Source organism: Streptomyces sp. NPDC126497, assembly GCF_040302425.1.
In the GTDB taxonomy this organism is placed as follows: Bacteria; Actinomycetota; Actinomycetes; order Streptomycetales; family Streptomycetaceae; genus Streptomyces.
Map to the genome: position 1 here is coordinate 1 of NZ_JBEORT010000003.1, position 18,636 is coordinate 18,636.

Sequence of the window (18,636 nt, forward strand, 5' to 3'; positions counted from 1 at the left end):
CGTGTCCGAGGAGGCCCAGGCGGCGGCCGCCGACTCCACGATCACTCCCAAGCAGCTCAAGGAGTGGACGCCGCCGCCCGCTCCCGTACCCGCGCCCTCCGTGCCGCCGGTGTACGCCGCGCCGACCATCGTGGCTCCTCTGCACACCCCGCCCGGCGGCTCCCCCGTGCCGCCCCCGCCCTCGGCGCCGGCGCCCTACGGTCAGCCCGGCCAGCAGCCGCCGTACGGTCAGCCCGCCCCGCCGCCCCCGGGCTACGGCCAGCCGCAGGCCCCCGCCCCGCCGCCCGGCCACGGGCACCCGGCGCCCCCTCCGGGCTACGGCCAGCAGCCCCCGCCCGGACAGGTGCCGCACCAGCAGGCCCCGTACGGCGCGCCCCAGGGCGCACCGCAGGGCCCCGGCGTGCTCGGCGCGCTCCAGCAGTTCAAGGAGACGCCCACCGGACAGCGCTGGACCCAGCAGAACAAGAAGCTGGTCCGCGCCGACCTCGGCATCGGCGGGCAGCCCGTGCTGGCCCGGCAGGGCAGCATGGTGCTCTACCAGGGCAAGGTCGACTTCAGCTACAAGGGCGCCGGCTTCACCGGCCGCATCGTGGGCAACGCCACCGGCCAGGAGATGCAGCTGATGCGCTGCACCGGTCAGGGCCAGGTGTTCTTCGCCGAGAACTCCACGATGCTGCACCCGATCGAGCTCCAGGGCGACGCCGTGTGCGTCTCCGCCGAGAACGTCCTCGCCTTCGACGAGAGCCTCCAGTACGAGGTCCGCCGCATCGAGGGGCACGGCATCCCCGGCGGCGCGCTGTTCACGATGCAGTTCCAGGGCACCGGCACGATCGTCGTCAAGACCCACGGCGTCCCCGTGGTGCTGCCGGTCACGCCCACCACCTTCGCCGACTGCAACGCCGTGGTCGCCTGGTCGGCCGCCTCCCAGGTGGTCGTCTCCAGCCAGGTGCGGATGCGCCGCAACTCCTACCCCGGCGACACCGGGGAGAGCGTGAACCTCCAGTTCCGGGGCGCGCCCGGCAACTTCATCGTCGTCCAGCCGTACGAGATCTGAAGGGAGCCCGTCATGAACCAGCCACTCGCGGGCTACGCCCCCGGCCCCGTCACCGCCCGCATGGAGAACCACGGCAACCACATGCTGAAGGTCGCCATGCAGACCGGGAACGACCTCTTCGCGCGCGTGGGCTCGATGGTCGCCTACGAAGGGTTCGTCCAGTACGAGCCCAACCCGCCCGCCGTGCGCCAGATCGCCAAGGACTGGCTCACCGGTGAGGGCGCGCCGCTGATGAAGTGCTCCGGCGACGGCCTGCTCTACCTCGCCGACTACGGCGCCAACGTCGTCGTGATCAACCTCAACGGCGACGGCATCTCCGTCAACGCCACCAACCTGCTCGCCTTCGACGCACACCTCACGTGGGGCGTGGAGCGGGTCAAGGGGCTGGCGAAGTTCGCCGGCCAGGGACTGTGGAACACCAGGATCTCCGGACAGGGCTGGGTCGCGCTGACCTCGCGCGGCAAGCCGATCGTCGTCGACTGCGGCGGCGGCGAGGACGAGACGTACGTCGATCCGGACGCCCTGGTCGCCTGGTCCCCGAACCTCAAGGTGAAGGGCAAGCGCAGCTTCCGCGCCCAGTCGCTGATCGGCCGCGGCAGCGGAGAGGCCTACCAGATGGCCTTCTCCGGTCAGGGCATCGTCGTCGTCCAGCCCAGTGAGGACAGCACCGACCGTCTCCGGGTCCGGGGCTGAGGGGGAGCAACCACACCATGCAGAGCCCGCTTTTCGCCCTCAACGACCAGCAGACCCAGGAGCGCTGGAGCCTGCAGAACCAGCAGATGCTCCGCGTCGCCCTGGAGGGTCACGACGACGTCCTCGCCCGCAAGGGCACCATGGTCGCCTACCAGGGACTCGTCGAGTTCGACGCCGAGTTCCAGAACAGCAGCGCGTCCCGCGCGCGTGCGCAGACCGGTGAGGGACTCGACCTGATGCGCTGCCACGGGCAGGGCACCGTCTACCTCGCCAACCTCGCCCAGCGCGTCCACGTCATGGAGGTGGACCACGACGGGCTGACGGTCGACAGCAGCTATGTGCTCGCGATGGACTCCTCGCTGCACCACGAGGTGATCGCCGTCGACAGCCTGTACGGCATCTCCGGATCCGGGAAGTACCAGCTCAACATCACCGGCAACGGCAAGGTCGCCCTGATGACCTCGGGCATGCCGCTGCTGATGCAGGTGACGCCGGACAGGTACGTCAACTGCGACGCCGACGCGATCGTCGCCTGGTCCACGTCCCTGCGCGTGCAGATGCAGGCCCAGACCCACTCCTCCGGGGTGTGGCGGCGCCGCGGCAGCACCGGCGAGGGGTGGGAGCTCAGCTTCATGGGCACCGGCTTCGCGCTCGTCCAGCCCAGCGAGCTGCTGCCGCCGCAGAACGCGCAGATCGGCTCGGGCCTCGCCGCGCAGTACGGCATGGGACAGCAGGGCGTCCGCGGCCGGAACCAGGGCAACGCCTGGAGCTGACAGGGGACGGACACGGGGGCGGGGCGACCGCGCGCGGCCGCCCCGCCCCCGTGTCAGCCGCCCAGTCTCGTCCGGGCCGCTTCCACCAGACGGGTGACCGAGGCGTCGGCCACGTCCGCCACCTCGTCGTACGGGAACCAGCGCAGGTCGAGGGACTCGTCGCTGATCGCCTCGACGGCACCGGACGGAGCCAGCGCCGCGTACTGGACGTCCAGGTGCCAGGCGCACGGCGTGTGGTGGCGGTCCAGCCGGACGGGCCCGCCGGGCACCAGCGTCAGTCCCGCGACGCCGGACTCCTCCGTGGCCTCCCGCAGGGCCGCCGCCGCGAGCGAGACGTCACCCGGCTCGCAGTGCCCGCCCGTCTGGAGCCACATCCGCAGCTTCCGGTGCAGGGTCAGCAGCACCCGGCCCCGCTCGGGGTCGATCACCAGGCCGCTCGCCGTGACGTGGCCGTCCGCGCAGGCCTTCCACATGCCGTCCGGATGGGCCGCGAGGTGGTCCAGATAGGTCTGGCGCAGCTCGGACTGGCCCTCGTACCCCTTGAGCACGAGGACCGCGTCGTCGTGGAGGCTCACTCGGCGCCGTCGCCCTTTCCCTCGTCCTCGTCCTCGTCCTTCTTCTTGAGGTCGGGCCTGCCCGCGGCCTCGCCGAGCATCTTGTCCAGCTCGGAGAAGTCGATCTGCTCGCGGTGCACGAAGCCGTCCGGGTCGTCCAGGTCGGTCGCCGTCGGCAGCATGTCCGGGTGCGCCCACAGGGCGTCCCTGCCGTCGACCCCGCGCGCGTCGGTGAGCGAGGCCCACAGCCGTGAGGCGTCGCGCAGCCGGCGCGGGCGCAGCTCCAGACCGATCAGCGTGGCGAAGGTCTGCTCCGCCGGGCCGCCCGAGGCGCGGCGGCGGCGCAGCGTCTCGCGCAGCGCGTCGGCCGACGACAGCCGCGGCTTGGCCGCCGCGTGCACCACGGCGTCCACCCAGCCCTCGACGAGCGCCAGCGCCGTCTCCAGACGGGCCAGGGCCGCCTTCTGCTCCGGCGTGTCCTCCGGCTGGAACATGCCCTGCTGAAGGGCCTCCTGCAGCTGCTCGGGGTTCTGCGGGTCGAACTGGCCGACGACGTCCTCGAGCTTGCCGGTGTCGACCTTGATCCCGCGCGCGTAGCCGTCGACGGCGCCGAAGAGATGCGAGCGCAGCCAGGGGACGTGTGCGAACAGGCGCTGGTGGGCGGCCTCGCGCAGGGCGAGGTACAGCCGCACCTCCTCCTGGGGGACGCCCAGGTCCTTGCCGAAGGTCTCGATGTTCAGCGGCAGCAGCGCGGCCCGGCGGGCCGGACCCAGCGGCAGGCCGATGTCGGACGAACCGACGACCTCGCCGGCGAGCACGCCGACGGCCTGCCCGATCTGCGTGCCGAACATGGCGCCGCCCATGGAGCGCATCATGCCGATCAGCGGACCGGCCATGGCCTGCATCTCCTCGGGCAGGACATCGCCCATCGCGTTCCCGACGCGCTCGGCGACCGGGTCGACCAGCTCCCGCCAGGCCGGCAGGGTGGCCTCGACCCACTCCGCACGGCTCCAGGCCACGGCGGAGTTGGCGCCCGAGGGCAGGGAGGTCGCGTCGTCCAGCCACAGATCGGCCAGACGGACGGCCTCCTCCACGGCTCTGCGGTCGGCGGGGCCGACGCTCGCGTCCTTCGAACCCTCCGCGGTGCCCTGCGAGACGGTCTGCCGGGCGATCTGCTTGGCCATGTCCCAGTTCACCGGCCCGCCCTCGTAGGAGAGCATCTGGCCGAGCTGCTGGAACGCTGCGCCCAGGTCGGTGGGGTTCAACGACCCGAACATCGCGGCGAACGGATTGTCCGCGCCCGGGCCGCCAAAGCCTCCGGCCCCGGGCATGCCGAAGCCGAACGGGTTGGCCGGGCCCTGACCACCACCGCTCTGCGGGTCCTTCTTCTTGCCCTCGTCGCCGTCGTCCGGCTCCTCCGGCGGAAGGCCGAATCCGAATGGGGTGTCACTCACGGGTTTCCTCGGCTGGTAGGGCCACCGGTTCTTTCCGGCGGCACGGCTGCCCGACAACACCACCCAGCGTAGACACCTGAAGCGGTTCGGGCCTCGGTGCTTCGCCGACAGAGGGCCTGCGGCAGGATGGATGCCACCTGGTACGCACGCATCGCTTGCGCTCGTACTGAAGACAACCGCTGGAGACGCCCGGTGAGTTCCCCAGATCCACAGGTTCGCGCAGCGCGAAACGAATCGACCCGCTCGTCGCCCGACCACCGCCCCTCGACGTCGGCGCTCCGCGCCGACGGGGCGACCGCCGCGCGCGGCCCCGTCGTCGCGGTCACCGGCGCCGCGTCCGGCGTCGGCGCGCTGCTCACCGCGCGGCTCGCCGCCTCGGAGGAGATCAAGCAGGTCATCGCCATCGACGAGCGGCGCGGCGAGTGCGCCGAGGCACGCTGGCACATCCTGGACGTACGGGACCCGGCCATCGCGGACAAGCTGCGCGGGGCCGACGTGGTGGTCCACCTGGCGCTCGACCTCGACCTGGAGACCGACGCCGCCGCCCGGACGGCCTACAACGTGCGCGGCACGCAGACGGTGCTGACGGCCGCCGCGGCCGCCGGGGTGCACCGCGTGGTGCTGTGCACGTCGACGATGGTCTACGGGGCGCTGCCGGACAACGAGCTGCCGCTGTCCGAGGAGGCGGAACTGCGCGCCACGGCGGAGGCCACGGGCGTCGGTGACCTCCTGGAGATCGAGCGGCTCGCACGCCGGGCGCCCAGGGCGCACCCCGGGCTCAACGTCACGGTCGTGCGTCCCGCCGTACTGGTGGGAGGCACCGACACCGCGCTGACCAGGTACTTCGAGTCGCCCCGGCTGCTCGTGGTGGCCGGGTCGCGCCCTGCGTGGCAGTTCTGCCACGTCGACGACCTGTGCAGTGCCCTGGAGTACGCCGTCCTGGAGAAGGTCGACGGCGAGCTGGCCGTCGGCTGCGACGGGTGGCTGGAGCAGGAGGAGGTCGAGGAGCTCAGCGGGATCCGGCGGATGGAGCTGCCGTCGGCGGTCGCGCTCGGCGCGGCGGCCCGGCTGCACCGGATCGGGCTCACCCCGTCCCCGGCCGGGGACCTGGCGTACACGATGTACCCCTGGGTGGTGAGCGGGAGCAGGCTGCACGACGCGGGGTGGCGGCCCGCGCACACCAACGAGGAGGTGCTCGCGGAGCTGCTGGAGGAGGTGTCCGGCAGGCACACGGTCGCCGGCCGGAGGCTGGGCCGCAAGGACGCGACGGCGGCGGGCGCGGCGGGTGCGACGGTGGCCCTGCTGGGCGCGGCGGCGGTGGTACGCCGGGCCCGGAAGGCGCGGCGCCGCTTCTGAGGCGCCTGCCGCGGGCACGCGCGCGTGCCGGGCGCCGGCCTCGTTCCGGATCGTCGTCGGGGTGGGGCACGATGGGGACATGGCATCCACGCACGATCACCCCGGTGAGCAGGCCGCACAGGACCCCGTCAGGCTGATCTCGATCCGCGACACGCCGCTGTCCGTGGACGAGGTCCTCCGCGCGGTCGGGGACGACGCGGCCGGCGGGACGGCCCTGTTCGTGGGGACCGTGCGCAACCACGACGGGGGCGCCGACGTCGACGAGCTCGGCTACACGTGCCACCCCAGTGCCGAGGACGAGATGCGGCGGATCGCCGAGAAGGTCGCCGCCGAGTACCCCGTCCGGGCGCTGGCCGCCGTGCACCGTGTGGGGGACCTGCGGGTCGGGGACCTCGCCGTGGTCGTCGGCGTGTCGTGCCCGCACCGGGGAGAGGCCTTCGAGGCCTGCCGGAAGCTGATCGACGACCTCAAGCACGAGGTGCCCATCTGGAAGCACCAGAGGTTCTCCGACGGGACCGAGGAGTGGGTCGGCGCGTAGCGCCGTCGTTGGGGGGTGGTGGTCGGGTGGCTGCTGGGAAGGGCCGGACCTCCGGTTGCGCAACCCCACCCCCGGCGTGAGCGTTGTCACTACGGATGGTTAATCTGCTGATCAGTCAGTGTTGCGGACGCTCATGGGGTTGGGAGGTCGGCATGGCGGCGCTTGCCTGGTTGCTGATTCCGCTTGTGGCCGCGATCGGAGCGGGGCTCTGGGGCGGCTGGGCCAGCCGCACCCGCAAGGTGCGGAGCGACGGCCCCGAACTCATCGGTTACGCCCGGTTCCGCGAGGCCATGGAGAGGCCGCGCGCGGGGAGCTGAGGGCAGGGGACAGCAGGTCACACCGTGTGAAACGAGCGGGGCCGCCCGTCCGGGCGGCCCTGACGGTGTGCTGACAGGCCTGTCCCGTACTGTCGAGGCATGCCACGCCGCACCGCGACGATGCTCGCCTCCACCCTGATGCTGATCGCGCTCCTGTGCGCGGGGGTCTTCCTCCCCGTGCCCTACTCGGAGATGTCCCCGGGGCCGACGGTGAACACGCTGGGCGAGCACGACGGCGAACCGGTGCTGCAGATCGACGGGCGCAGGACCTACCCGACGGACGGCCACCTCAACATGACCACGGTGCGGGTGACCAGCGCCGACTACCGGATGAACCTCGTCGAGGCCGTCCACGGATGGCTCGCGCACGACCACAAGGTCGTCCCGCACGACACCCTCTACCCCAACGGCAAGACGGAGGAGGAGTCCACCCAGGAGAACGCCGAGGAGTTCAGCCAGTCCCAGGAGAGCGCCAAGGTCGCGGCCCTGAAGGAACTGGACGTCCCGGTGAGGTCCTGGGTGATCGTCTCCACGGTCGTCAAGGGGTCCCCGTCCGAGGGCAAGCTGCACGCCGGCGACGTGATCAGCGCCGTCGACGGCACGGCGGTGAAGGAGCCGGCCGACGTCGCCGAGCTGGTGACCCGGCACAAGCCCGGCGAGGACGTCGTCTTCACGATCGTGCCGGCCAAGGAGCAGGCCGCCGCCGAGAAGGGGAACCGGACGGCGACGAAGACCGAGAAGGTCACGATCACCACCACGACCTCCGAGGACGGCGGCGAGAAGCGCGCCGTCGTCGGCATCTCCGCGGGGACCGACCACACCTTCCCGTTCAGCATCGACATCAAGCTCGCCGACGTCGGCGGGCCGAGCGCGGGGCTGATGTTCGCGCTCGGCATCTACGACAAGCTCACCCCGGGCAGCCTGACCGGCGGCGAATTCGTCGCCGGCACCGGCACGATCGACGACGACGGCAAGGTCGGGCCGATCGGCGGGATCGAGTTGAAGACGGTCGGCGCGCGCGACAAGGGCGCCGAGTACTTCCTCACGCCCGCCGGCAACTGCGCGTCCGCCGCCAAGGACGTCCCCGAGGGCCTCACCCTGGTGAAGGTGGACACCATCGGCGACGCCCTGGACTCCCTGGAGGACATCCGCTCCGGCGCCACCTCGGACCTGCCGACGTGCACGGCGTCCTGACCGGTCCGGCTACTCCTCGAACGTCGCGGTCAGCGCCTGCGCCAGACCCGGCACCAGGTCGGAGCCGGTGAGGACCTCCGTGGGGGAGTCCTTCTCACGCAGCCGCAGCGCCGACTCGCGGGTCCCGTCGCGCAGCACCGCGACCGTCATCCGCACCTCCTGGCGCTCCGGGTGCCGCGCCACCCACTTCGTCAGAGCGGCCTCGTCCAGGTCCTCGGGGACCTGGGCCTCGGCCGACGGCGGCAGCATCAGACGCTCCACGGTGAGGGCGCAGCCGGTCACCGCGTCGGGCCAGGCGATGGTGCCCAGGAACTCGTCGAGCGGCTTGCCCGTGGGAATCTCGTCCTGCTCGATCGGGGTGAGAGCGGTGGTCTCCTGTTCGTCGCCCAGACCGAGCCGGTCCGCGAGCGAGGGCTGTTCGGCCCGCAGCCGGGCGGTGTCGACGAGGGCGAACAGGCGGGCGGGCTGGTCCCAGCCGAGGCCGGAGACGTACTCGTCGATCTCGAGCACGGCCCGGGTGAGCGGGTTGGCCGCCATGGGTGTGTTGGACATGGTCACAATCCTCTCTCGTTCCTGGCCGGAATCGGGAACCGAGTAAAGGGTGAGTAAGTTGCATAGGTGTGGGCCTGCGATCTCGGGGGACCACACACGGTCCGTGAAGACGCGGGCTCGACGAATCAACAGCGAACTTCGAGGTGCCTACCTTGGCTTTCCAGATGCCGGACCGCGGCGGAGGCCCGACGGGGCCACGGATCAGAGTGGGCCGCCCGTCCCGGCGGGTCCGGACCCTGCTCATGACACTGGGCGTCCTGGCCGTCCTCGGCATGGTGTTCACCATGTTCGCGGGCTTCTGGACCGACTGGCTGTGGTACCGCTCGGTCCACTACTCGTCGGTGTTCACGACGACCCTGTGGACCAAGATCGGGTTGTTCTTCGTCTTCGGTCTGCTGATGGCCCTCGCGGTCGGCTTCAACATCTGGCTGGCGCACCGGATGCGGCCGCCGCTGAGCGCCATGTCGATGGAGCAGCAGAACCTCGACCGGTACCGGATGGGCATCGCCCCGTACAAGAAGTGGCTGCTGCTCGGCGTCACCGCGCTGGTCGGCCTGATCGCCGGCGCCTCCGCGTCGAGCCAGTGGCGGACCTGGCTGATGTGGGTCAACGGCGTGTCCTTCGGCGAGAAGGACCCGCAGTTCAAGCTCGACGTCTCCTTCTACGCCTTCGACCTGCCCTGGTACCGGTTCCTGCTCGGCTTCGGCTTCGCCGCCACCATCCTGGCGCTGATCGCCGCCGCGCTCACCCACTACCTGTACGGCGGCCTCCGCATCACGAGCCCGGGCGCCCGCGCCACGGCCGCGGCCACCGGACACCTGTCGGTGCTCCTCGGCGTCTTCGTCGCCCTGAAGGCGGTCGCCTACTGGCTCGACCGGTACGGGCTGGCGGTGAAGTCCAGCGACTTCAAGGCCACCGACAGCTGGACGGGCCTCAGGTACGTCGACGCCAACGCCTACCTGCCGGCCAAGACGATCCTGTTCTGCATCGCCGTGATCTGCGCGCTGCTGTTCTTCGCCACCCTGTGGCGGCGCACCTGGCAGCTGCCCGTGATCGGCTTCGGCCTGATGGTGCTGTCGGCGATCCTCATCGGCGGCCTGTACCCGGCCATCGTGCAGAAGTTCCAGGTCCAGCCCAACGAGCAGGCCAAGGAAGCGCCGTACGTCGAGAAGAACCTCAAGGCCACGCGTGAGGCCTACGGCATCGACGACTCCCAGGTCACCGAGTATCCGGGCACCAGCCAGACCGAGGACAAGACGCAGCTGCGCGACGACGTCCCCCGGACGGCGAGCATCCGGATCATGGACCCGAACATCGTCTCGCCGACGTTCCAGCAGCTCCAGCAGATCAGGAACTACTACGCGTTCCCGACCAACCTGGACGTGGACCGGTACACCAAGGACGGCAAGGACCAGGACACGGTCATCGGTCTGCGCGAGCTGAACCTCAACGGCATTCCGAAGCGGAACTGGATCAACGACCACTTCCGGTACACGCACGGATACGGAGTCGTCGCCGCCGAGGGCACCAGCGCCGACGCCGGCGGCCGTCCCGAGTTCACCGAGTCCGACCTGCCCTCCAAGGGCGACCTCGGGTCGTACGAGCAGCGGGTCTACTACGGCGAGCGGACGACGACGTACTCGATCGTCGGCGGTCCCCAGAAGGAGATCGACTACTCCGACGACAGCGGCGAGAAGACGTACAGCTACCGGGGCGACAGCGGGGTCGACCTCGCCAACCCGGTCAACCGGGCCGCTTACGCGGTCGCGTTCAGCGAGCCGCAGATCCTGTACTCCGGCGCGATCGGCGAGGGCTCGCGGATCCTGTACAACCGCACGCCCAAGGAGCGCGTCGAGGCGATCGCCCCGTGGCTGACCATCGACGGCGACGCCTACCCGGCGGTCGTGGACGGCCGCATCCAGTGGATCGTCGACGCCTACACGACGACCAACGGCTACCCGTACTCGTCGCGCACGACCCTCGGTGACACCACGGCCGACTCGCTGACCGCCACCAACGACCAGCGCGCGGTGGTGGCCCAGCAGAACCAGGTCAACTACATCCGCAACTCGGTGAAGGCGACCGTCGACGCGTACAGCGGCGAGGTCAAGCTCTACCAGTGGGACACCCGGGACCCGGTCCTGAAGACCTGGATGAAGGCCTTCCCGGACACGGTGCAGCCGAAGGCCGAGATCTCCGACGGTCTGATGGCCCATCTGCGGTACCCGCAGGACCTGTTCAAGGTGCAGCGCGAGCTGCTGACCCGCTACCACGTGAAGGACGCCACCACGTTCCTCTCGGGCAGCGAGGTGTGGGAGGTGCCGGACGACCCGACCAACAAGACGGGCGACGCGGTCCCTCCGTACTACCTGAGCATGAAGATGCCCGACCAGCGGGAGCAGACCTTCTCGCTCACCACCACGTTCACGCCGAACGGCCGTGACAACCTCAGTGCCTTCATGGCGGTGAACGCCGATCCGGGCACCGACGACTACGGCAAGATCAGAGTGCTGAAACTGCCGACCAGCACCACGGCCGCCGGACCCAAGCAGGTCCAGAGCCAGTTCAACTCCGAGCAGGACATCGCCGAGTCGATCAGGCTGCTGAGGGGCGGCGACTCGGAGGTCGAGTACGGCAACCTCCTGGCCGTCCCGCTCGACGGAGGACTGCTCTACGTGGAGCCGGTCTACGTGCGCGGCGGTGGGCTGAAGTACCCGCTGCTGCGGAAGGTGCTGGTGACCTACGGAGGCCAGACCGCCTTCGAGGACACCCTCGACCAGGCCCTCGACAAGGTCTTCGGGGGCGAGGGCACGACCACCGAGCCGCCACCGGGCGAGGACGAGGGAGCCGGCGAGGAGGAGGGCACGACGCCACCGCCGGCCTCCGAGAACCCGACGGTCAAGGAAGCGCTGGACGACGCCCAGAAGGCCTTCGAGGCCGGCCAGGAAGCCCTGAAGAAGAACGACTGGGAGGCCTACGGCAAGGCGCAGAAGGACCTGGAGGACGCGTTGCGCAAGGCCGAGGAGGCCCAGTCGGCGGAAGGGGGCGGTGGCGCCGGCGGGACCGCCGCTCCCGACGCGAAGCCGGGCGGTTAGCGAACAGGCTGGTCAAACGCCCCTCCCGCGCCGTGTTACGGTTGTGACGCAACGGCGCGGGGTGGAGCAGCTCGGTAGCTCGCTGGGCTCATAACCCAGAGGTCGCAGGTTCAAATCCTGTCCCCGCTACTCAGGTCGCGAAGTCGGCGACGTCAAAGGCCCGGATTCCTCAAGGAATCCGGGCCTTTGTGATGGGCGAACACATGCGCCCGGGCGGGCGACGGCCGTGCCGTGGGCGGGAGTTGGCGGATCTGTGTTTGACTTGTCTCTCTGTGGGCATGTCGACAAAACGCTGTAGTGACCTCACTGACTGCGGTGTGCCGGGTATACCCAGGGTGCAGGTGGTGCGACGATGGATGTTATGGGGGACAAGGCAACTCTGTTTGAGACAGGGCGTTTTGTGAGGTCCTCCCCCGAGGAGGAGCCCCGCGACGAGACGGGGGAGGCCGCCGACGAGGCGGCCGAGGAACTGCGTCAGCGGCTCGCCGCCGAGGCCGGCGACGTCGAGGCGATGAGTGTCCTCGGCGCCATGCTGCTGCGCCGCGGCGATCTCGACGGAGCCGAACCCCACCTGCGTGCGGCCACCGCCGCGGGCGACCGCGCCGCCGCCAACAACCTGGGCGTCCTGCTGCACCAGCGGGGCTACGCCGACGAGGCCGCGGGCTGGTGGCGGATCGCCGCCGTCGCCGGCTCCACCGCGGCGGCCCACGCACTCGGCCGCCACCACCGGGAGCGCGGGGACGAGCCCGCCGCCGAGTACTGGCTGCGCCAGTCCGCCGAGCAGGGCCACACCCTCGGCGCGTACGCCCTCGCCGACCTGCTGGAGCACCGCGGGGACACGGCCGGGACGGAGCGCTGGATGCGGGTCGCCGCCGAGCGGGGACACCGGGAAGGGGCGTACCGGCTGGCCCGCGCGCTGGACCGCCGGGCCGCGCGGGAGGGCGACGGGGCCGCCGCGGCGCTGGTGCGGGAGGCCGAGCAGTGGTACCGGCAGGCCGCCGCGCGCGGACACCGCCGGGCCGCGCTGCACCTCGGGGTGATCCTGGAGCGGCGCGGCGAGCTCAGGGAGGCCGGCCGCTGGTACCTGACCTCCGCCAAGGACGGAGAGCCCCGGGCGGCCTGCGCGCTCGGTTTCCTGCTGCGCGACGCCGGGGACAGCGAGAACGCCGCCGCGTGGTGGCTGCGGGCCGCGCAGGACGGCGACGGCAACGCGGCCAACGCGCTGGGCGCGCTGCACGCGGAGCGGGGCGAGACCCAGACCGCCGAGCGCTGGTACCGGGCCGCGATGGACGCCGGTGACATCAACGGTGCCTACAACCTCGGGCTGCTCTGCGCCGACCAGGGCCGCACCGCCCAGGCCGAGCAGTGGTACCGGCGGGCCGCGTACGCCGGTCACCGCGAGGCGGCGAACGCGCTGGCGATCCTGCTGCTGCGGGCCGGGGACGAGACCGGCGCGGAGCCGTGGTTCTCCAAGGCCGCGGAGACCGGCAGCGTGGACGCCGCCTTCAACCTCGGCATCCTGCACGCGGGCCGGGGCGAGGAGCGGTCCGCCCTGCGCTGGTACGAGCGGGCGGCTGCGGCGGGACACATGGAGGCGGCGCTCCAGGTCGGGATGGCGCGGCTGCGGGAGGGCGAGGAGGGCGAGGCGGAGCGGTTCCTGCGGTGCGCGGCGGGCGGGGGGAGCGCGGAGGCGGCGTACCGGCTGGCGACGGTGCTGGACGCCCGCCGGCCGCCCGAGCCCGCGCACGAGCTGGGGGAGCCGGTGGACCGGCGCAGCGAGTGCGAGGAGTGGTACGAGCGGGCGGCCTCCCAGGGGCACCGGCGGGCGCAGGTGCGGGTCGGGATGCTGGCCGCGGCCCGGGGGGACGTGGGGGAGGCGGCGCGGTGGTACCGGGAGGCGGCGGAGGCCGGGTCCCGTAACGGCGCCTTCAACCTGGGGCTGCTGCTGGCCCGCGAGGGAAGTGAGCCCGAGGCGGTCGTGTGGTGGACCCGGGCGGCCGACGCGGGGCACGGCCGTGCGGCACTGCGGCTCGCACTGGTCTACGCGCGACGAGGGGAGCTCGCGGAGGGGCAGCGGTGGGCGGAGCGCGCGGCGGAGCTGGGGCCCGCGGCCGTCGCGGAGCGGGCCACGCGGCTGCGGGACGCGCTGCGCGAGGAGCTGTCGGCGTGAGGCCGACCCGCTCTCGACTTCGCTCGAGCGGGGACCCCGCCGCCCCCGCGGTGCGACTGACCGCGGCCGACGGATTTGCTTCTGCCTGTTCTCTTGACGTAATGTTTCATTCATCGACGCGGGGTGGAGCAGCTCGGTAGCTCGCTGGGCTCATAACCCAGAGGTCGCAGGTTCAAATCCTGTCCCCGCTACTGAAGGCCGAGGGCCGGAAACCGACAGGTTTCCGGCCCTCGGTGCTCAGCCCCGGCATCCATCGGATGCCGGGGCTTTCGCTTACGCGTGCGGGCCGCTCACGCCGCCGCGCAGTTCGGGCAGACGCCGCGGTACGTCACCTCGACGTCGGAGACCGTGAAGCCGAAGCGCTCCGTGTCGGGAAGGTCGGCCAGCGGATTGCCGGTCGGGTGCACGTCGCGGATCGCGCCGCACCGCGCGCACACCAGGTGGTGGTGCGGACGGTGGGCGTTGGGGTCGTACCGCTTGGCCCGCTTGTCCGTGGCGACCTCCAGCACCTCGCCGAGCGAGACCAGTTCGCCCAGGGTGTTGTAGACGGTCGCCCGGGAGATCTCGGGCAGCTTGGCGACGGCCCTGGCATGCACCTCGTCGGCTGTGAGGTGGACGTGTTCGCCGTCGAGGACCTCGGCCACGACACGGCGCTGCGCGGTCATCCGCCATCCACGTCCACGGAGCCGTTCCAGAAGGTCACTCATAGGCACCAGCCTAACAGCAGGGGGACAGGATCCCGAACGGGTGTGACTTTGGAGCTTTACTTGACTTAGACATTGTCCATTGTAAGATCGGGCTCGGATTTGGCCAAGGCACAGGTTGGTCAGTGATGACGCAGGAGGCGCACGTGACGCAGGGACCGCTCACTACGGAAGCCGGTGCCCCGGTAGCCGACAACCAGAACAGCGAGACCGCGGGCGTCGGTGGCCCGGTCCTCGTTCAGGACCAGCTCCTCATCGAGAAGCTGGCCCACTTCAACCGTGAGCGCATCCCGGAGCGCGTGGTGCACGCCCGCGGCGCCGGTGCCTACGGCACCTTCACGGTGACCGCCGACGTCACGCAGTACACGCGGGCCGCGTTCCTCTCCGAGGTCGGCAAGCAGACGGAGACCTTCCTGCGCTTCTCGACGGTGGCGGGCAACCTGGGCGCCGCGGACGCCGTGCGCGACCCGCGCGGTTTCGCGCTGAAGTTCTACACCGAGGAGGGCAACTACGACCTCGTCGGCAACAACACCCCGGTGTTCTTCATCCGGGACGCCATCAAGTTCCCGGACTTCATCCACACCCAGAAGCGCGACCCGTACACGGGCTCGACCGAGGCGGACAACGTCTTCGACTTCTGGGGCCTGTCGCCCGAGTCCACGCACCAGGTGACCTGGCTGTTCGGTGACCGCGGCATCCCGGCGTCGTACCGCCACATGGACGGCTTCGGCTCGCACACCTACCAGTGGAACAACGAGGCCGGCGAGGTCTTCTGGGTCAAGTACCACTTCAAGACGGACCAGGGCATCAAGAACCTGACCGCCGAAGAGGCCGAGATCCTCGCGGGCAAGGACCCCGACTCCCACCAGCGGGACCTGCGCGAGGCCATCGAGCGCGGCGAGTTCCCGTCCTGGACCGCCTACGTCCAGATCATGCCGGCGGCCGACGCGGCGACCTACCGCTTCAACCCGTTCGACCTGACCAAGGTCTGGCCGCACGCGGACTACCCGCTGATCGAGTTCGGCAAGCTGGAGCTCAACCGCAACCCGCAGAACATCTTCGCCGAGGTCGAGCAGTCCGCCTTCAGCCCCGCCCACTTCGTGCCGGGCATCGGCCCCTCCCCGGACAAGATGCTCCAGGGCCGCCTCTTCGGGTACAGCGACGCCCAGCGCTACCGCATCGGCATCAACGCCGACCAGCTGCCGGTGAACCGCCCGCACGCCACCGAGGCGCGCACCAACTCCCGTGACGGCTACCTCTACGACGGCCGCCACAACGGCGCGAAGAACTACGAGCCGAACAGCTTCGGCGGTCCCACCCAGACCGGCCGCCCGCTGTGGCAGCCGGTCACGGTGAGCGGCGTCACCGGTGAGACGGTCACGCCCGTCCACGCCGAGGACAACGACTTCGTCCAGGCGGGCAACCTGTACCGGCTGATGACGGAGGAGGAGAAGGAGCGCCTGGTCAAGAACCTGGCGAACGCCATCTCCGGCGTCACGCGTGACGAGATCGCCGACCGTGCGATCAACAACTTCCGCCAGGCGGACGAGGACTTCGGCAAGCGGCTGGAGGCCGCGGTCCAGGCCCTGCGCGGCTGATTCCAGCGCTGGACCGCTTGTCGGAACGCGGGCCGGGCCCCCTTGGGGGTCCGGCCCGTTCCCGTGCCGCTACGCCGGTATCCGCTGGGCGCGCTGTCGTTCCGGTGCCCAGCAGCGGATGATGTCGCGGACCGAGACGATGCCGGCGGGCTCGTCCCGGTCCAGGACGATCAGATGGCGGAAACCGCCGTGGGCCATGGCGGTGGCGGCCTCCTCCAGGGTCCAGGACGGAGCGGCGAACACGACGTCGGTGGTGGTGTGGGCGTGGACGCGCTCGGTGTCGGGGTCCTGGCCGAGTCCGACGGAGTTGAGCACGTCCCGCTCGGTGAGGATGCCGGTGCCGGTGCCGTCGGGATCGAGGACCACGGCCGCACCCACCCGCCGGGCGGACATCAGGGCGGCGGCCTGACGGAGTGTGTGGGCGGGGCCGATGGTGAGGACCACGGTGCTCATGGCGTCACGGACGAGCATGGATGGAGCCACCTCCTACCGGAAAACGCGAGCTCACAGGCGCAAGGGCCCGCTCGTTCGTGATTTCACAAGTTCACAAGTGGGGGGACTCTCAGGGTGGCAGGCGAAGCGGGGGCCAACAAGGGGGCGCGTGCGGCCGATCGGGGGCGCGCACGCTCACCCCGCGCTGCTCAGTACCGCTGGTCGAGATACCCCAGCAGCTCGTCGTGCAGCAGCCCGTTCGAGGCGGCCGCGTTGCCGCTGTGCGGCCCGGGACGGCCGTCGAGCCCGGTGAAACTGCCACCGGCCTCCGTGACCACGATCGCGTTGGCCGCCATGTCCCACAGCGACAGCTCGGGCTCGGCACACAGGTCGACCGACCCCTCGGCGACCATCATGTACGGCCAGAAGTCGCCGTACGCGCGCGTGCGCCACACCTCGCGGGTGAGGTCGAGGAAGCCGTCGAGGCGCCCCTGCTCCTCCCAGCCGCTGAGCGAGGAGTACGCGAAGGAGGCGTCGGAGAGCCGCGAGACGCGGGAGACGTGCAGCCGGGAGGCCGACGACAGGCTGCGGCCGGCGTAGGCGCCGTGCCCCCGCGCGGCCCACCAGCGGCGGCCGAGGGCCGGGGCGGAGACGACCCCGACGACCGGTTGGAAGCCTCCTTCGCCGGCCTCCATCAGGGAGATCAGCGTGGCCCACACGGGGACCCCGCGCACGTAGTTCTTGGTGCCGTCGATCGGGTCGACCACCCAGCGCCGCGGCCCCGTGCCCTCCACCCCGTACTCCTCGCCCAGGACCGCGTCCCTCGGACGGGCGCGTTTGAGGTGGCCGCGGATGAGCTCCTCGGCGGCCTTGTCGGCCTCGCTCACCGGCGTCATGTCCGGTTTGGTCTCCACCTTGAGGTCGAGGGCCTTGAACCGTTCCATCGTCGCGGCGTCGGCGGCGTCCGCCAGGACGTGGGCGAGACGCAGGTCGTCGAGGTAGTCGGGCATGCCACGAACGGTATCCGCCGAGGTCGGTGCGGGGCCACCGGGGGGCGGTTCCCGCGCACCCTTGACAGGACCCGACGGCGCCTCAAACCTGACCGCAGGGTCGGCCGCTCGCCCCGAGGGAGGCGAAGATGCCTGCAGCGCGGGAATCCCTGCTGGACGCCGCCTCCACGGCGCTGGCGCGTCGTCCGTGGTCCGCGGTGCGGATGGTGGACGTGGCCGCCGAGGCCAAAGTCTCCCGCCAGACGCTGTACAACGAGTTCGGCAGCAAGGACGGTCTCGCCCGGGCCCTCGTCCGCCGGGAGGCCGACGGCTACCTCGCCGGCGTCGACCAGGCCCTCGCCGGCCACTGCGATCCGCGCGACCGGCTGACCGCGACCGCCGAGTGGACCACCGCGAGCGCCCGCGGGAACGCCCTGGTCCGCGCCCTGCTCACCGGCTGCTGGAACGAACACCTGCCCGCCCCGGCCCTGGCGCCCGTGAGGTCCGGCTCCGCCGTGCCCGCGCAGTGCCGCGCCGAGGGCCCGCTGCCCTCGCCCACCGACCTCGTGAACCTCGTCCGGGACCGTGCCGTCGCCGTCCTGGCAGGCCCCGGCGCCCCGCGCGGCGACACCGCCGACCTGGCCCGGTCCTGCGAACTGGTGCTCCGCCTCGCCCTGTCCTGCGTCATCGCGCCCCCGGCCGACCGCGGCGTCGTCGACCTGGTGCGCGATGCCCTGGACCGGCAGCCGGTGGTGCCGTAGCGGGGGCTCAGTGCGCGGACCCCGACAGCTGCAGCCCGATCACACCGACGATCACGAACGTGATCGACACGATCTTCAGCGTCGACACCAGATCGCCGAGGAAGACCATGCCGTAGACGGCCGTCCCCGCCGCGCCGATGCCCGTCCACACCGCGTAGGCGGGTCCCACGTCCAGCTTCTTCAGCGCCAGGGTCAGCAGTCCGAAGCTGCCCAGCGCGAACGCGCAGAACGCGACGGTCGGCCACAGCCGGGTGAAGCCGTGCGACAGCTTCAGGCACACGGCGAAGCCGGTCTCGAGCAACCCGGCCACTATGACCAGCAGCCACGCCATGTGTCGTCCTCCCGCGTTCCCACGTACAGTGACCGCTTCGTCAGGTTCGGGTCCGGCTCGATGCGATTATG

At 71.2% G+C, this 18,636-nt stretch carries 18 protein-coding genes and 2 tRNA genes; 13 read left to right on the top strand and 7 right to left on the bottom strand.

The window, feature by feature from the left end:
• The 3 genes from ABTY20_RS02355 to ABTY20_RS02365 all read left to right on the top strand — a co-directional run.
• Nucleotides 1-1,054 (top strand): AIM24 family protein (locus ABTY20_RS02355; protein ID WP_351995140.1); only part of this gene is annotated, 1,054 nt, incomplete at its 5' end.
• 12 nt (nt 1,055-1,066) lie between these two features.
• Nucleotides 1,067-1,747, top strand: a complete 681-nt coding sequence (locus ABTY20_RS02360; RefSeq protein WP_351995141.1) for an AIM24 family protein — start codon at nt 1,067-1,069, stop codon at nt 1,745-1,747.
• Nucleotides 1,748-1,764: 17 nt separating this feature from the next.
• A complete protein-coding gene (locus ABTY20_RS02365; protein ID WP_351995142.1) occupies nt 1,765-2,520 on the top strand; it encodes an AIM24 family protein in 756 nt (251 codons plus the stop codon).
• 53 nt (nt 2,521-2,573) lie between these two features.
• Here the strand turns inward: ABTY20_RS02365 and ABTY20_RS02370 are convergent, their stop codons facing one another.
• On the bottom strand, nt 2,574-3,095 hold the full coding sequence (locus tag ABTY20_RS02370) for an NUDIX hydrolase (protein WP_351995143.1): 522 nt from the start codon (nt 3,093-3,095) through the stop codon (nt 2,574-2,576).
• Nucleotides 3,092-4,528, bottom strand: coding sequence for a zinc-dependent metalloprotease (locus ABTY20_RS02375; RefSeq protein WP_351995144.1), 1,437 nt, complete (start codon nt 4,526-4,528; stop codon nt 3,092-3,094). Before ABTY20_RS02375 ends, ABTY20_RS02370 begins: the two co-directional genes overlap by 4 nt.
• A gap of 192 nt (nt 4,529-4,720) precedes the next feature.
• Between ABTY20_RS02375 and ABTY20_RS02380 the strand changes: the two genes are divergently transcribed.
• The 4 genes from ABTY20_RS02380 (at nt 4,721) to ABTY20_RS02395 (ending at nt 7,933) form a co-directional block, all read left to right on the top strand.
• Nucleotides 4,721-5,884: an SDR family oxidoreductase gene (locus ABTY20_RS02380; RefSeq protein ID WP_351995145.1), complete on the top strand. Its 1,164-nt coding sequence runs from the start codon at nt 4,721-4,723 to the stop codon at nt 5,882-5,884.
• Nucleotides 5,885-5,963: 79 nt separating this feature from the next.
• Nucleotides 5,964-6,422: a molybdenum cofactor biosynthesis protein MoaE gene (locus ABTY20_RS02385; RefSeq protein WP_351995146.1), complete on the top strand. Its 459-nt coding sequence runs from the start codon at nt 5,964-5,966 to the stop codon at nt 6,420-6,422.
• A gap of 170 nt (nt 6,423-6,592) precedes the next feature.
• Nucleotides 6,593-6,739: a hypothetical protein gene (locus ABTY20_RS02390; RefSeq protein WP_351995353.1), complete on the top strand. Its 147-nt coding sequence runs from the start codon at nt 6,593-6,595 to the stop codon at nt 6,737-6,739.
• A gap of 99 nt (nt 6,740-6,838) precedes the next feature.
• A complete protein-coding gene (locus tag ABTY20_RS02395; RefSeq protein WP_351995147.1) occupies nt 6,839-7,933 on the top strand; it encodes a YlbL family protein in 1,095 nt (364 codons plus the stop codon).
• A 9-nt stretch (nt 7,934-7,942) separates the two neighbouring features.
• On the opposite strand, the gene ABTY20_RS02400 is transcribed toward ABTY20_RS02395, so the two are convergent.
• A complete protein-coding gene (locus tag ABTY20_RS02400) occupies nt 7,943-8,485 on the bottom strand; it encodes a PPA1309 family protein (protein WP_351995148.1) in 543 nt (180 codons plus the stop codon).
• A 164-nt stretch (nt 8,486-8,649) separates the two neighbouring features.
• On the opposite strand from ABTY20_RS02400, the gene ABTY20_RS02405 reads away from it, so the two are divergent.
• From ABTY20_RS02405 to ABTY20_RS02420, 4 genes are all read left to right on the top strand, one after another.
• Complete coding sequence (locus ABTY20_RS02405; RefSeq protein ID WP_351995342.1) at nt 8,650-11,580, top strand: UPF0182 family membrane protein; 2,931 nt, start codon at nt 8,650-8,652, stop codon at nt 11,578-11,580.
• Nucleotides 11,581-11,635: 55 nt separating this feature from the next.
• A tRNA-Met gene (locus ABTY20_RS02410) sits at nt 11,636-11,709 on the top strand.
• Nucleotides 11,710-11,932: 223 nt separating this feature from the next.
• Nucleotides 11,933-13,750 (top strand): tetratricopeptide repeat protein, encoded by a 1,818-nt coding sequence (locus ABTY20_RS02415; protein ID WP_351995149.1) that lies wholly within the window; start codon nt 11,933-11,935, stop codon nt 13,748-13,750.
• 117 nt (nt 13,751-13,867) lie between these two features.
• Nucleotides 13,868-13,941, top strand: a tRNA-Met gene (locus ABTY20_RS02420).
• A gap of 99 nt (nt 13,942-14,040) precedes the next feature.
• On the opposite strand, the gene ABTY20_RS02425 is transcribed toward ABTY20_RS02420, so the two are convergent.
• A complete protein-coding gene (locus tag ABTY20_RS02425; protein ID WP_351995150.1) occupies nt 14,041-14,457 on the bottom strand; it encodes a Fur family transcriptional regulator in 417 nt (138 codons plus the stop codon).
• A gap of 143 nt (nt 14,458-14,600) precedes the next feature.
• Here ABTY20_RS02425 and ABTY20_RS02430 point away from each other — a divergent pair, with 143 nt between their 5' ends.
• The gene (locus tag ABTY20_RS02430; protein ID WP_351995151.1) at nt 14,601-16,052 is read left to right on the top strand and encodes a catalase; all 1,452 of its coding nucleotides are present in this window, start codon (nt 14,601-14,603) and stop codon (nt 16,050-16,052) included.
• 69 nt (nt 16,053-16,121) lie between these two features.
• Here the strand turns inward: ABTY20_RS02430 and ABTY20_RS02435 are convergent, their stop codons facing one another.
• Nucleotides 16,122-16,523: a CBS domain-containing protein gene (locus ABTY20_RS02435; RefSeq protein ID WP_351995152.1), complete on the bottom strand. Its 402-nt coding sequence runs from the start codon at nt 16,521-16,523 to the stop codon at nt 16,122-16,124.
• A gap of 170 nt (nt 16,524-16,693) precedes the next feature.
• The gene (hisN, locus tag ABTY20_RS02440; protein ID WP_351995153.1) at nt 16,694-17,494 is read right to left on the bottom strand and encodes a histidinol-phosphatase; all 801 of its coding nucleotides are present in this window, start codon (nt 17,492-17,494) and stop codon (nt 16,694-16,696) included.
• A gap of 128 nt (nt 17,495-17,622) precedes the next feature.
• Here hisN and ABTY20_RS02445 point away from each other — a divergent pair, with 128 nt between their 5' ends.
• On the top strand, nt 17,623-18,234 hold the full coding sequence (locus ABTY20_RS02445) for a TetR/AcrR family transcriptional regulator (RefSeq protein WP_351995154.1): 612 nt from the start codon (nt 17,623-17,625) through the stop codon (nt 18,232-18,234).
• Between the two features lie 7 nt (nt 18,235-18,241).
• Here the strand turns inward: ABTY20_RS02445 and ABTY20_RS02450 are convergent, their stop codons facing one another.
• Nucleotides 18,242-18,565, bottom strand: coding sequence for a DMT family transporter (locus tag ABTY20_RS02450; protein WP_351995155.1), 324 nt, complete (start codon nt 18,563-18,565; stop codon nt 18,242-18,244).
• Between the last annotated feature and the right edge of the window lie 71 nt (nt 18,566-18,636).

Coding starts and splice junctions, on each gene's coding strand:
- ABTY20_RS02360 (WP_351995141.1), top strand. CDS start 1,067: ATGAACCAGCCACTCGCGGGCTACGCCCCCGGCCCCGTCACCGCCCGC.
- ABTY20_RS02365 (WP_351995142.1), top strand. CDS start 1,765: ATGCAGAGCCCGCTTTTCGCCCTCAACGACCAGCAGACCCAGGAGCGC.
- ABTY20_RS02385 (WP_351995146.1), top strand. CDS start 5,964: ATGGCATCCACGCACGATCACCCCGGTGAGCAGGCCGCACAGGACCCC.
- ABTY20_RS02395 (WP_351995147.1), top strand. CDS start 6,839: ATGCCACGCCGCACCGCGACGATGCTCGCCTCCACCCTGATGCTGATC.
- ABTY20_RS02400 (WP_351995148.1), bottom strand. CDS start 8,485: ATGTCCAACACACCCATGGCGGCCAACCCGCTCACCCGGGCCGTGCTC.
- ABTY20_RS02405 (WP_351995342.1), top strand. CDS start 8,650: ATGCCGGACCGCGGCGGAGGCCCGACGGGGCCACGGATCAGAGTGGGC.
- ABTY20_RS02415 (WP_351995149.1), top strand. CDS start 11,933: ATGGATGTTATGGGGGACAAGGCAACTCTGTTTGAGACAGGGCGTTTT.
- ABTY20_RS02425 (WP_351995150.1), bottom strand. CDS start 14,457: ATGAGTGACCTTCTGGAACGGCTCCGTGGACGTGGATGGCGGATGACC.
- ABTY20_RS02435 (WP_351995152.1), bottom strand. CDS start 16,523: ATGCTCGTCCGTGACGCCATGAGCACCGTGGTCCTCACCATCGGCCCC.
- hisN (WP_351995153.1), bottom strand. CDS start 17,494: ATGCCCGACTACCTCGACGACCTGCGTCTCGCCCACGTCCTGGCGGAC.
- ABTY20_RS02445 (WP_351995154.1), top strand. CDS start 17,623: ATGCCTGCAGCGCGGGAATCCCTGCTGGACGCCGCCTCCACGGCGCTG.
- ABTY20_RS02450 (WP_351995155.1), bottom strand. CDS start 18,565: ATGGCGTGGCTGCTGGTCATAGTGGCCGGGTTGCTCGAGACCGGCTTC.